The sequence below is a fragment of the Thermonema rossianum DSM 10300 genome (assembly GCF_000426825.1).
GTDB classification, from domain to species: Bacteria; Bacteroidota; Bacteroidia; order Cytophagales; family Thermonemataceae; genus Thermonema; species Thermonema rossianum.
Genome location: NZ_AUGC01000001.1, coordinates 311,156 through 323,067 on the forward strand (window position 1 = coordinate 311,156; position 11,912 = coordinate 323,067).

The window sequence follows — 11,912 nt, forward strand, 5'->3', positions numbered from 1 at the left end:
AAACCAAATACCTGTCTGTTATGAGATACGAACGCATTGACAACCGGCTGTTTATAGAGAACCGCCGTCGTTTGGCGGAGCGCCTGCTTCCCAATTCCATAGCTGTTTTCAACTCCAACGATATTATGCCTACCAGTGCCGACGGCACCATGCCCTTCAAGCAGAATACAGACTTGTTTTATCTGACCGGTGTGGATCAAGAAGAGACCATTTTGTTGTTATATCCGGATGCCAAGGAAGAAAAATACCGTGAAATTTTGTTTGTGCGTGAAACCAACGAGCACATAGCCATTTGGGAAGGGCATAAGCTCACCAAAGAAGAGGCTACCGAAGTTTCCGGTATCCGCACGGTCATGTGGACTTCGGAGTTCGAAAAGGTGTTCAACACCCTGATGGGCGATGCCGAACATTTGTATTTGAATACCAACGAACATCCGCGGGCAGAAGTAGTAGTGGAAACCCGTGATGCCCGTTTCATTAAATGGTGCAAAGAACGCTATCCATTGCATAGCTATCGCCGCTTGGCGCCTATCATGCGTGACTTGCGGGCTATTAAATCCGATATTGAAATTGCCCTGATACAGAAGGCTTGCAAAATTACGGAAGCCGGTTTCCGGCGCGTGCTTCAGTTCGTGAAGCCGGGCGTAAAAGAATATGAAATCGAAGCCGAATATGCGCATGAGTTTCTGCGCCGCGGCTCGCGTGGCTTTGCTTATACGCCCATTATTGCTTCGGGGGCCAATGCCTGCGTGTTGCATTACATAGACAACGACCAAGTGTGCCAAGATGGCGACCTGTTGTTGATGGACGTGGGGGCAGAGTATGCCAACTATGCCTCCGATATGACCCGCACTATTCCGGTGAATGGACGCTTTACGCCCCGCCAACGTCAAGTATATGACGCGGTATTGCGCGTGATGCGCGGGGCTATGGATATGCTGCGCCCCGGCAACACCTTGGATGAGTACCATGCCGCCGTGGGCGAATTGATGACCAAAGAGCTCGTGGATTTGGGCTTGTTGACCATGGACGAAGTGAAAAACCAAAACCCCGATTGGCCTGCTTACAAAAAGTACTTCATGCATGGTACCTCGCACCACCTGGGCTTGGACGTGCACGATGTGGGCGACAAATACCGCAAGTTTGAACCGGGTATGGTATTTACCTGTGAACCGGGCATCTATATCCGTGAAGAAGGGCTTGGCATTCGTTTGGAAAACGATGTGGTCATTACCGGAAACGGCTTGCTTGACCTGATGGCTGACATCCCTATAGAAGCCGAGGAAATAGAAGAATTGATGAACGCTTCGGTGAAGGCATAAAACCTGATAAACACCGGAGGAAAGCGGCACAATCCAAAAGTGCCGCTTTTTTTGTTCTTGAAAAGAAAATCTAAGCTAAAAGTAGATGAGGTTTTACACTTCCGGAACTCTCTTTATCATTTCGAACGTTAGCGAGAAATCTATTTGCTTTTTGTGGCATAGTTTGATGAGAGCTCTCACTCGCTTTGCTCGTTCGAGATGACAAGCTGCGTGAGGTTCGGAATGATAACCGGTGTTTTTCCCGGCATCTCTCATTGAGTAGTACTACCAAGCAAGTATATTGTTCTCTACAACAAAAAAAGCTGCCCCCACAGAGGCAGCTTTTTTAAAGGATGGATGCTTTTCAGGGATTATTGACCCAAAGGAATAGCATAACCTACGGTGATGGCAATGTTGCGGTTCTTAGAGAAGTTGTCGCTGTCGCCACCGGGCTGAATGTTAGACAAGCCCAAGCCATAGCGGGCGTCCAACACCAACTTGCCTGAACCTACTTCGAAGCCGTAGCCCAAACCAAAGTACATACCGAAATCAGTGGGTTTTACGTCATCTTCTGCTTCGTCTGTACCGATGTTCAGGTCTGCTTCGATTGAGGCGCTGCCGTCATCAATTTTTGCTTTGCCACCCAAAGCAATACCCAAGTAAGGACCGGCACCTACATAGAAGCCGCCGAAATGAGCACGTGCCATCACAGGGATTTCCAAGTAGTTGATAGTGGCAGAGCTTGTGAGTCCATTGCTTTTTTCTTCACCACCTTTCTGGATGTAAAGCAACTCGGGTTGTACAGAGAACTGGTCAGATACGCTGATGGGAGCAGCTACACCAAAGGCAAAGCCGGTTTTCATGTCAGTCTTATCTGATTCCCCGGCAGATTTGTACGCAGTGCTGGCCAATGAAACGCCGGCTTTGGGCATGATAGAGATTTGTGCTTGTGCGCCAAAGAACAGGGCTCCGGCTGCGAGTGTCAACAATAACTTTTTCATAGTTCTGATGAGTTTTAAGTGAAACATTAAAACTGACGCTCATTAACGAACGCATGTAGTATCATTACAAAGTGCGTGCCAAACTGCAAGGGCTGAGGAGGGCTTTTGAGGGTGGATTTTACTGCGCAGTAGAGTCGTTTGTGTTACCTTTGATTTGCGAAATTAAATTTTAAAAAAACGGCTTATAGGCTTAACTCCCGGCTTGGGTCCCAAAAAACCATGTCGAAATTTTGCACGCGGTCGTTTTCTACTTGAATGCCTTCTTGGCGCAATAGTTCTGCCATACGGTCAGGGCTGCCAAAATAGCGCTTTCCGGTGAGCTCCCCACGGCGGTTGACTACCCGGTGGGCAGGTATGTCCGGCAAGGCTGCGGCGTGGTTGAGTGCCCAGCCTACCATGCGCGCCCCCGAACGCAGTCCCAAATAGTGGGCAATGGCGCCGTAGGTACTTACCCGGCCACGTGGGATACACCGGACCACTGCATACACATCGTTGAAAAATGAATGTTTTTCGTGCTGTTTCATTGCGCAGTGTAGTTTAAAACTCCACGCGCCCGAGCAGGCTGCGTGCCAAGGTGAGTTCATCAGTAAATTCCAGTTCGCTGCCTATGGGCACGCCACGTGCCAAGGCCGTTACTTTTACCTGCAGTTCTTTGAGACGCTTGGTCAGATAAAAAGCGGTAGTGTCTCCTTCCATGGTAGAGCTGAGTGCCAGTATGACTTCTTCCACCTTGTGCTTCTGTACACGCTGTAGCAAGCTTTCTATGTGAATATCTTGTGGACCGACGCCATCAATAGGCGAAATCAAGCCGCCCAACACATGATATAAGCCTTGATAATGGCCGGTGCGCTCGATGGCGGCAATGTCTTTGAAATGCTCCACTACGCAGATGGTTTCGCGGTGGCGCCGCGGGTCGCTGCACAGGCTGCATATTGCTTCATCGGCAATGTTATGGCACTCTTTACAATATTGAATGTGGTCGCGCAGTTGAAGCAGCGCTTCTGCCAGCTGATGGGTTTGCCGGGGTTCTTGTTTGAGCAAATGCAAAACGATGCGCAAGGCCGATTTTTTTCCTATGCCCGGCAGCTTGGCTATTTCCTCCACTGCACGTTCTATAAGCTTCGAAGAGTAATGCATAAGGCAATGTCTTTGGCATACAAAAATATAAAAGCTTGGTTGAACGGAAGGGTTCAGCCAAGCTTTTGCAGAATAAAACCGGCAGCGGCGTGGTTATACCACTTCGGCTTGAATGCCCCGGTCGCAAATGGCTTGCCGCATGGGCACCAGTTCGTCCCAACTGCCTTTCTTTACCGAGCATTTGCCTTTGAAGTGGATGATCCAAGTGCACTGCTCGGCTTGCTCGGGGGTATGTTTACATACTTCAATCAAGGTCTGAATGACATGGTCAAAAGTGTTTACATCGTCATTGAAAACGACCAAATCGTGCACCTCTTCTTCTACAATAACTGTGTCCAGCTCTTCAAATACGGCGGGTGTTTCTTTGGTTAAGCTACTCATATTCAATGTGTTTTTGTTAGTCAAATGTAAAAAAAGCCGGCCATATATGCAAGCTTTTTATATGGAAACACAAAAGTGCGTATTTTTATTAGTTTAGTCCCTGCAAAAACAAGTTTTTTATGAGTGCACACTGGATTTTACTGGTTTTACTACTGTATTTTGGTGTTTTGATGCTTATTGGTTATCTGACAGGCAAGCAAGCCGACAGCTACGATTTTTTTGTGGCACGCCGGCAGTCGCCTTGGTATGTGGTGGCTTTTGGCATGATAGGGGCTTCGCTGTCAGGCGTTACTTTTGTGTCGGTGCCCGGCTGGGTGGGTACTTCGGCATTCTCCTACTTTCAAATGGTACTGGGCTATTTGCTGGGCTATGCCGTGATTGCTTTTGTGCTTTTGCCGCTGTATTACCGCCTCAATTTGGTGTCTATTTACAGTTACCTGCAAGAGCGTATCGGAGAGCGGGCTTATAAAACAGGGGCGGCTTTCTTCCTTTTATCACGTACTATAGGCGCGGCATTCCGCCTCTACTTGGTTGCCTTGGTTTTGCATGTAGGCATTTTCCGGCAGTGGGGGCTTTCGTTTGGCTTGACCACGCTGGTAAGCTTGCTTCTCATTTGGCTTTACACGGCACGGGGCGGCATCAAAACCATCGTGTGGACTGACACCCTGCAGACTACCTTCATGCTTCTGGCAGTGGTATTTACCATTTGGTTTATTAAGGAAGATTTGGGATGGAGTTGGACAGAGCTAAGTGAACGCTTGTCGAAAGATGCGCGCAGTCAGGTCTTTTTTTGGGATAATTGGAAAGACGGCAAATTTTTCTGGAAGCAGTTCATTGCCGGGGCTTTCATAGCCATTGTCATGACCGGTTTGGACCAAGACATGATGCAGAAAAACTTGAGTTGCCGCACATTGCGTGATGCGCAAAAAAACATGATTACTTTTAGCTGGATACTGCTGCCGGTCAATTGGCTTTTTTTGACATTGGGCTTGCTGCTGTATGTGTATGCCGAAACGCACGGGCTGCCTATGCCTGCCAAGTCAGACATGTTGTATCCGACTTTAGCATTTAATCATTTTCATTGGACGGCAGCCCTCTTTTTTTTGTTGGGTATTACGGCAGCGGCTTATTCAAGTGCCGATTCGGCTTTGACTGCCCTCACTACTTCTTTTTGTATAGACATACTCGATTTTGAAAAAATAAAAGACAAGGACAAACAGGAGCGTCTGCGCCGTCGTGTACACATAGGCATTACGGCTTTGCTTTGGTTGGTGATTATGGTTTTCCACCGCCTGAACGACGAAAGTGTAATAAGCGCTATATTCAAAGCGGCCGGCTACACCTATGGACCACTCTTGGGAATGTATGCTTTCGGTTTGCTTACCCGCCGCCGTACCAACGACAAGCTGGTGCCGTGGATTGCCATTGCCGCGCCTTTTATCACTTGGGGCATTGCCGAAAACAGCGAACGCTGGTTCAACGGATACCAGTTTGGCTATGAGTTGTTGTTGCTTAATGGTCTGCTTTGTTTTGTGGGTCTGTGGATGGCGAGTCGTCGAGCAGCTGTCTGAGTATTTTGCCGGAAGGGCTCTGTGGAATATATGCTTGATAAAGCACGGCTTTGGGCGCTTTGTAGTGCTCCATACGCTGCCGCAGGGCTTGTAGCAATTGTTCTTCGGCAGCTTTGGTCAAGCTTTTCTCCGGGAACACCAGTACAAGTTTTTGACCTAAGAGCGGGTCGGGAATGCCCGTCGCGAAGAAAGGGCACCGGATACTCATCTCTTCCAGCAGGCGGGCAGTGGCTTCTTCTACCTGTTCTATTTGTATTTTGATGCCCCCGCTGTTGATGACATTGTCGATGCGCCCGAGCCACTCGAAGTGGGTAGCATCGTGCAGGCGGACGCGGTCATTAGTAACCAAAGGGGGGAGATGCGGCGTATGCACCACCAGGCACTGCCGTTTGTCGCAGCTGAAATGCACCCCGGGCATGGCTTCGTACAGAGGCTTTCCCAAAGGACGCAAAGCCACGTGCGAGGCTGTTTCAGTCATGCCATACGTTTGAACCATGCGGGCTTGTAGAGGCAATAGCTGCTTTTCCAAATGCTTCGAAAGCGGTGCACCGCCAATCAATATGCCTTTGGCTTGTTTTAAAGAGGCAAGCAGCCGGGGGGCTTCGTGCAACATGCTTTGCAGCTGCATGGGCACAAAAGCGTAAAAGTCGAACTGCTTGCCGGGAATTTCACTCAAGGGCAAGCGCGAAGGGGCTTGCACATAGGCATGCAGCTGCCCTTCCATGGCGCGCACCAGCATCATGGCACCGCCCACAAATGCAATATTCATATTGACCAGGAGGCTATCGCCTTTTTGTAGTCCGAAATATTGAAGTGTATTGCGGGCACTCCATGCCATGAGCCGGCGGGAGAGCTTTATGCGCTTGGGGGTGCCCGTAGAGCCCGAAGTGTGAAAAGTAAAATGGGCGGTGCCCTTCAGCCAGTGATGGCAAAAATGAATGGCTTGTCGTTCGTAATCATCAAGATCGCCGGGAAGGGAAGACAGGTGCCGGCAAGCCGCGAACGGAATAAAATGATGACGGATATGTAAGCCTCCTTCCGTAGTCATGGGGTTAGTTGGGGTTGGCTATGGCGTAAATATAAAACCTGCTGGCATTGAATACCTCATCTTCGGCAAGAGGAATTTCCAACAGGCGGTACCCTACTACTTGCCCATTGACCTCCAGTACTTTCACTACGGTGTACAGCTGATTGGGGGTTACACCGAATTCTTCCAGGTTGCGCAAGTCATGCATGCGCACAGTGAAAGGAACGGGGGGAAGTTCAGCAAGCTTTTTCATGATTCTCAAAAGTTATAGCAGTTTTCATCTTTTTGTTCCTCTAAATAACAAAAGGTTAGGGCTCTGTGTACCCTGTCCGCCCGGCGGGCAATGTAAGATTGACAGGCATAGACATTCGCCAAAAACGCAGGAACAAATGTGGGTAGTAGCAGCATAAGCCGCCCTGCCGATGGACCAAATTTTTTAAGGGACGAACGGAAGCAGACAAACGACCAACGGCAGGGCGCAAAAAATGTGTAAAAAGACTTTACACTTGTAACATTGGTTTCACTATTTCTCTGGTGCGAACACCCACCGGCTGCCGTCTTCATGGCTGATAACCAGTTGGGAAGGCGTAAGTGCCACTACCCGGTAGCGGTATGTTTTTCCGTCGAGCTCCATAAAGAGGGTGCGTCCATCGCCGCTGAGGCGCCACCGTCCGTCACGTTCTATATCGCCTTGGTTGCGGTAGCGAAGTTTGCCGGAGCGCTTAAACTGCAATGTGGCAAAATCGAAATGCTCTACATGCTTTTGGCTTAACTCACTTTCAAGCTGCAGCTCGGTATCCGATTTGTCGAGTGCTTCTTTTTCCAAGAGCGAAGCAGGGGCTTGCGATAAAGAAGGCTCGTAGATCCATCGTTGGCAAAGCCATTTCTCTTGTACCTTCCGGGACTGTGCATGAGCACCTGCCCATAAGACAAGGAGCAAGGTGACGGTGAACAATAAAAACAACTTGGTATTCATAATTTTGCTTTTTGGTGTACCGGATTTTCAAAGGGCAAAAAATAGACCAAGTTTAAAACAAAGCACGGAACACTTCATCCAATTGAGCCACACCACGGATTTCTATATTGAATTTTTTCAAATCAAGCCCCTTGAGGTTGTACTTGGAAGTAACGATGGTGCGAAAGCCCAGTTTTTCGGCTTCTGCAATACGCTGCTCTATTTTGGCTACCGCACGCACTTCGCCCCCCAGGCCCACTTCGCCGGCAAAACAAATGGTGGGGGGCAATACAATTTCTTCGTAAGAAGAAGCTATGGAGCAACATACCGCCAAATCAATGGCGGGGTCTTCTACGCGCAGGCCGCCGGCTATGTTCAAAAACACATCTTGGTCGCCCAGACGAAAACCGGCCCGTTTTTCAAGCACTGCCAACAACATGTTCATACGTTTGGCATCGAAGCCGGTGCTGCTGCGTTGGGGGGTGCCATAGGTGGCGTGACTCACCAGCGATTGCACTTCTACCAACAAGGGGCGGTTCCCTTCTATGGTGGAGCCGATGGCTACGCCGCTCAGCTCTTCTTCGCGCTGTGAGAGCAGTATTTCGGAGGGGTTGCTTACTTCGCGCAAGCCGTCGGCACGCATCTCATAAATGCCCAGTTCGGAGGTGGAGCCAAAGCGGTTTTTGATGGTGCGCAGAATGCGGTAGGTCATGTGGCGGTCGCCTTCGAACTGAAGCACCGTATCGACCATGTGCTCCAGCACCTTAGGACCCGCCAGGCTGCCTTCTTTGGTGATATGCCCCACCAAGAACACAGGCGTATTGCTTTCCTTGGCAAACTTCATTACTTCGGCGGTGCATTGGCGCACTTGTGACACGCTGCCTGCTGCCGAATCGAGCAATGCCGAATGCAGGGTTTGTATGGAGTCAATAATGACCAAATTGGGCTCTATGGCTTCTATTTGCTTGAATATGTTTTGAGTAGATGTTTCTGCCAAAATAAAACACCGATCACTATGTACAGCCAAGCGTTCTGCCCGCATTTTTATCTGCTGTTCGCTTTCTTCGCCCGAAACGTACAGTACTTTGAGTTGCGCAAGCGAAAGCGCCAATTGCAGCATGAGCGTTGACTTGCCTATGCCCGGTTCGCCGCCTATAAGCACCAATGAGCCCGGAACGATGCCGCCGCCCAGTACCCGGCTCAGTTCCCGGTCGGCCACTTCTATGCGCCGGCGGGATTCATAGCTTATTTCTTGCAGCTTGCGAGCCTTGTTGGCTATTTGCTTGCTGCTGCTTTGGCGCCATTCGTTTTTTTCTTGAGTGGTTGTGGTAATCTCTTCTACAAAAGTGTTCCATTCGCCACATGAAGGGCAACGCCCCATCCACTTAGGTGAGGCATGTCCGCAGTTCTGACAGAAGTATTGGGTTTTGGGTTTTGCCACGATGCTCTACAAGGCTTAGGTTTGCACATGATACATGAAACGAAGATAAGCAAAATTATTAGGCAGGCATTGAAAAAAGCCCTTTGCCAAAAGCAAAGGGCGTACAAGTGCTGGGCATGCACAAAGCTTTATTGAGGACTGTAATATTTTTTTACTACTTCTTCCAGCTCTTGTGCCCGCTCTAAGGAGATTTGCAGGCGCTCGCGCCGGCGGTCCAGCACTTTTCGAATATCTGCCGATATTTCGCCGTCTTGATAGGCGTGTTGCAGCATTTCAAAGTAGAATTTTTCTTCCTGCGTCAGGCTCTGAATAAAATTGCCGGGGTGTGTCTGCATTTCTTCTGTTGGTTGGGCGTTGTTGTTCTTATTATTGGAGCCTGCTGCGTCTTTTTTGTCGCCGTTTTCTTTTGCTTTTGCCTTTTTTTGAGCGAGCACATCTTCCACTTCGGGGCGGTCGCGACGAATGGGCGGCGGCACAAGGGGTTCTTCTGCTTTCTCTTCTACTGTTTTTACCGGGGGGGCGGGCGCACTCTCGGTGTCTTCTTTGGGCACAATGGGCTCAACACGGGTGTCTTTGCCGGAGACAGGCGTGGGAGCATCCGTCTCTTTTCTTTCTTCTTTGAAAGAGGTGGTCACATCGGGGGGCGTGAGTTGCCCTTGGCGCAACAGCTGCACATCGATGGTGGGTATCTCTTCCATTTTTATGTCGGCGGTGAGGGCATCGAGTGGGCTAAAGTGTACGCGGATGCGATATTGCAGGGCAGGACGATGTATTTCGGCTTTGGGGATGGACGCCTTACTGCTTCGTTTGCCTTTTTTGCGTTTGCTTGCATGCTCTTGTTCCTGCATGAGCATTGCGAGGTCCTTGTCTATTGCATCCAGTTCTTCGTCGCTCAAAGTGGGAAGGGTTTCTATGCTGCACACAAACTCAGCAGAGAAAATTGCCCCCTGCATTCGTTGTTTGACCATACGTTGCCACTCTGTTTCGTAGGGGTACCACACCACGTCAGAAGGAATGTGTGGGCGCTGGGTGGGATGCAGTTCATACAAGAAGTCGGCCGGCCGGTCGCTGTCGGCAGCCGGGTCGGGGGGCAGGGTTTCATGGAAGATTTCAATTTTTTGAGCGCCCAAATGTTGCAAGATACGCACCAGCTCATTGACTTTGTCTTCAAGCAAGGCACCGTAGGCATGCTTGAACGGATAGGCAACGTGGCGGCGATAGGGGTGCAACAAGTAAAGATTTCCTTTTTGCGGGGCTTCGTGCAGAAAGCGAAAGATGCCGGTAGCGCCTTCTATAAGAGGTAAAACGATTTCCGGCTCTTCAAGCGGAAGGTCATCGGTAAGGAAAGCGGCTTTTTTGTCATTCAACCGGAGGGCACTGTTTACAAAGCGCCGGTATAGCTCATCTCTTTTTTCCCGCATTTCGAAACGAAGCTCCGGCTCTTCGGCCAGGTGGTAAGCTTCGTTGTAAAGCCACATATTTTCATAAATGGCTTCGGCCTGCAAGCTGGCTTTGAGGCGTATGATTTGTATGTACAGTTCTTTGACTTCCTTGCGCCAATGCGCGGCTTGGGTAGCGTCGCCATAGGCTTCTTTGAAGGTCTCGAAGGTGATGTGCAGAAGCTTTTGCGCTTCGTGGCGCCTGCCCATCTGCAAGTACACCGATGCCTTTTTGAAATAAATGAAAGGGTTTACTTCGGGGTGTAAGCCTTTCAGTTCGTCGCATACTTGTAAAATGGCTTCGAGTACTTCGGTTGAGGGGGCTTTTGCAGCGTTGTTTTTATCCATGCTTGAAGTGTTTTCGTTGGTTGGCAATGGGTTGGCAGAAGGGGCCGGCTTCTTTGGGTAGCCTTGAAGCAAACGCAGGCTTTCCTGCGCCTGTGCTTGTGTTGCATAATCGATGGCGGTGCGCCCTTCTTGGTCTATGAGTGCCGGGTTGGCACCGTATTCCAGCAGAAGGGCAACCAGCTCCGGCGTATCGCCTTGCATGCAGGCGAGCATCAAAGCCGTGCGTCCGAGGTTGTCGCGTGTATTGGGCGGAACGCCTGCTTTCAGCAAGGCTTCGGCCTCGGCAACTTGCCCATTCAGGCAGTAGTCCAAAAAAAGTTGTTGTTGAGCAGTCAGGTTTGCCATAGAAAAAGTAAGCCATCGTTCTTTTTAAATTTAAAAAAACGATGGCATTTGTGAAAGGGAAACGACTAAAAAACAGAGGATTTCTGCCGGTTTAGCGACGAATAGCAAACTCTTGATAGCCGGGGGGCGGTTCCAAAGGTTCTATTTCCACACGTTCTACTTTTGCCAAAGGCGAGCCTTCGTGGCACCACTCAATGAATGCTTGTAAGGCTTGCTCTTCGCCTTCGGCTTCTATGTACACACTACCGTCTGCTTCGTTGCGTACGAACCCTTTGATACCCAGTTCTTCGGCTTTGCGTTGGGTGTAGGCCCGGAACCACACCCCCTGCACCCGGCCATAGACTCTTATTTTACAGGCTTTTTGCATGCTGTTTATTGTTCTTTTGGTCCCATGTTTTTATACACGATATGTGGAGTTTCAAACCAAATACGCCCTTTCACTTTTTTTCCGTTTTGATAAAGGCTGTCGCGCAGGGTATAGGCAGTACCTTCGAAGGTAGCCTGTAAGCGCCCTTTGCCCAGCTCTTTTACATGGATGCTTCCTTCTTGCAAGGCTAAGTTGTCAAGAAAAGAGTAGTGGTCGGTGCCGTGAAAGATAAAGACTAAAAAGCTTTGCGGTTTGAGCGTATCCATGAATTGCTCTTTGCGTAAATGGAATACGGTGTCGGTCAGGTAACGGGTCGTGTCTTTTACAAAAAAGTTGGCAATAATGCGATGGTAAGGAGCCAGCGAGTCCACAATGATGGCCGTTACGAGCGGAAACTTGCCATTGTATGGATACTGAAAGCGGCTGTCGGAGTGCAGCAAGCTGTCCTTGTAAACAGTATCGCCCAGTGCCACTTCGTAATAGCCTTGTTGCTTGACCGGCACGGGCGGCATTTCTTGCTTTTTGCTTTCCTTGCATTGCCATAATATGAGGCCTGCTACCAGGCTTGCTAAAAGTGGATACAATTTTTTCATAACACG

Annotated in this window: 13 protein-coding genes; 2 read left to right on the forward strand and 11 right to left on the reverse strand. The window is 49.6% G+C overall.

Going from position 1 to position 11,912, the window contains the following annotated elements; genetic code table 11:
• Positions 1-20: 20 nt before the first annotated feature.
• A complete protein-coding gene (locus K384_RS01500) occupies positions 21-1,322 on the forward strand; it encodes an aminopeptidase P family protein (protein ID WP_038028660.1) in 1,302 nt (433 codons plus the stop codon).
• A gap of 350 nt (positions 1,323-1,672) precedes the next feature.
• On the opposite strand, the gene K384_RS01505 is transcribed toward K384_RS01500, so the two are convergent.
• The 4 genes from K384_RS01505 to K384_RS01520 form a co-directional block, all read right to left on the reverse strand.
• Entirely contained in the window at positions 1,673-2,302 is a 630-nt protein-coding gene (locus K384_RS01505; RefSeq protein WP_038028661.1) for a porin family protein, read from the reverse strand.
• Positions 2,303-2,484: 182 nt separating this feature from the next.
• Entirely contained in the window at positions 2,485-2,826 is a 342-nt protein-coding gene (locus K384_RS01510; RefSeq protein ID WP_038028662.1) for an MGMT family protein, read from the reverse strand.
• 13 nt (positions 2,827-2,839) lie between these two features.
• Entirely contained in the window at positions 2,840-3,439 is a 600-nt protein-coding gene (gene recR / locus K384_RS01515) for a recombination mediator RecR (protein ID WP_038028663.1), read from the reverse strand.
• 93 nt (positions 3,440-3,532) lie between these two features.
• Positions 3,533-3,820: an ATP-dependent Clp protease adaptor ClpS gene (locus K384_RS01520; RefSeq protein WP_038028664.1), complete on the reverse strand. Its 288-nt coding sequence runs from the start codon at positions 3,818-3,820 to the stop codon at positions 3,533-3,535.
• A gap of 119 nt (positions 3,821-3,939) precedes the next feature.
• Here K384_RS01520 and K384_RS01525 point away from each other — a divergent pair, with 119 nt between their 5' ends.
• A complete protein-coding gene (locus K384_RS01525; RefSeq protein WP_038028668.1) occupies positions 3,940-5,391 on the forward strand; it encodes a sodium:solute symporter in 1,452 nt (483 codons plus the stop codon).
• On the opposite strand, the gene K384_RS01530 is transcribed toward K384_RS01525, so the two are convergent.
• The 7 genes from K384_RS01530 to K384_RS01560 all read right to left on the reverse strand — a co-directional run bounded on the left by K384_RS01530 (position 5,333) and on the right by K384_RS01560 (position 11,906).
• Positions 5,333-6,439 (reverse strand): AMP-binding protein, encoded by a 1,107-nt coding sequence (locus K384_RS01530; protein ID WP_051633008.1) that lies wholly within the window; start codon positions 6,437-6,439, stop codon positions 5,333-5,335. The two genes, K384_RS01525 and K384_RS01530, sit on opposite strands and share 59 nt — an antisense overlap.
• Before the next feature lie 4 nt (positions 6,440-6,443).
• Positions 6,444-6,671, reverse strand: coding sequence for a hypothetical protein (locus K384_RS01535; protein ID WP_038028671.1), 228 nt, complete (start codon positions 6,669-6,671; stop codon positions 6,444-6,446).
• 270 nt (positions 6,672-6,941) lie between these two features.
• Positions 6,942-7,394 carry a hypothetical protein gene (locus K384_RS01540; protein WP_038028673.1) on the reverse strand — a complete coding sequence of 151 codons (453 nt, stop codon included), beginning with the start codon at positions 7,392-7,394 and terminating at the stop codon, positions 6,942-6,944.
• A gap of 52 nt (positions 7,395-7,446) precedes the next feature.
• Positions 7,447-8,814: a DNA repair protein RadA gene (gene radA / locus K384_RS01545; protein WP_038028676.1), complete on the reverse strand. Its 1,368-nt coding sequence runs from the start codon at positions 8,812-8,814 to the stop codon at positions 7,447-7,449.
• Between the two features lie 128 nt (positions 8,815-8,942).
• On the reverse strand, positions 8,943-10,946 hold the full coding sequence (locus K384_RS13190; RefSeq protein WP_051633009.1) for an ankyrin repeat domain-containing protein: 2,004 nt from the start codon (positions 10,944-10,946) through the stop codon (positions 8,943-8,945).
• 91 nt (positions 10,947-11,037) lie between these two features.
• Complete coding sequence (locus tag K384_RS01555; protein WP_038028678.1) at positions 11,038-11,313, reverse strand: acylphosphatase; 276 nt, start codon at positions 11,311-11,313, stop codon at positions 11,038-11,040.
• Positions 11,314-11,318: 5 nt separating this feature from the next.
• Positions 11,319-11,906, reverse strand: coding sequence for a hypothetical protein (locus K384_RS01560; protein ID WP_038028680.1), 588 nt, complete (start codon positions 11,904-11,906; stop codon positions 11,319-11,321).
• Positions 11,907-11,912: the final 6 nt, after the last annotated feature.

Excerpts from the sequence above, each read along its gene's own strand:
- K384_RS01500 (WP_038028660.1), top strand. The coding sequence starts at position 21 with ATGAGATACGAACGCATTGACAACCGGCTGTTTATAGAGAACCGCCGT.
- K384_RS01505 (WP_038028661.1), bottom strand. The coding sequence starts at position 2,302 with ATGAAAAAGTTATTGTTGACACTCGCAGCCGGAGCCCTGTTCTTTGGC.
- K384_RS01510 (WP_038028662.1), bottom strand. The coding sequence starts at position 2,826 with ATGAAACAGCACGAAAAACATTCATTTTTCAACGATGTGTATGCAGTG.
- recR (WP_038028663.1), bottom strand. The coding sequence starts at position 3,439 with ATGCATTACTCTTCGAAGCTTATAGAACGTGCAGTGGAGGAAATAGCC.
- K384_RS01520 (WP_038028664.1), bottom strand. The coding sequence starts at position 3,820 with ATGAGTAGCTTAACCAAAGAAACACCCGCCGTATTTGAAGAGCTGGAC.
- K384_RS01525 (WP_038028668.1), top strand. The coding sequence starts at position 3,940 with ATGAGTGCACACTGGATTTTACTGGTTTTACTACTGTATTTTGGTGTT.
- K384_RS01530 (WP_051633008.1), bottom strand. The coding sequence starts at position 6,439 with ATGACTACGGAAGGAGGCTTACATATCCGTCATCATTTTATTCCGTTC.
- K384_RS01535 (WP_038028671.1), bottom strand. The coding sequence starts at position 6,671 with ATGAAAAAGCTTGCTGAACTTCCCCCCGTTCCTTTCACTGTGCGCATG.
- K384_RS01540 (WP_038028673.1), bottom strand. The coding sequence starts at position 7,394 with ATGAATACCAAGTTGTTTTTATTGTTCACCGTCACCTTGCTCCTTGTC.
- K384_RS13190 (WP_051633009.1), bottom strand. The coding sequence starts at position 10,946 with ATGGCAAACCTGACTGCTCAACAACAACTTTTTTTGGACTACTGCCTG.
- K384_RS01555 (WP_038028678.1), bottom strand. The coding sequence starts at position 11,313 with ATGCAAAAAGCCTGTAAAATAAGAGTCTATGGCCGGGTGCAGGGGGTG.
- K384_RS01560 (WP_038028680.1), bottom strand. The coding sequence starts at position 11,906 with ATGAAAAAATTGTATCCACTTTTAGCAAGCCTGGTAGCAGGCCTCATA.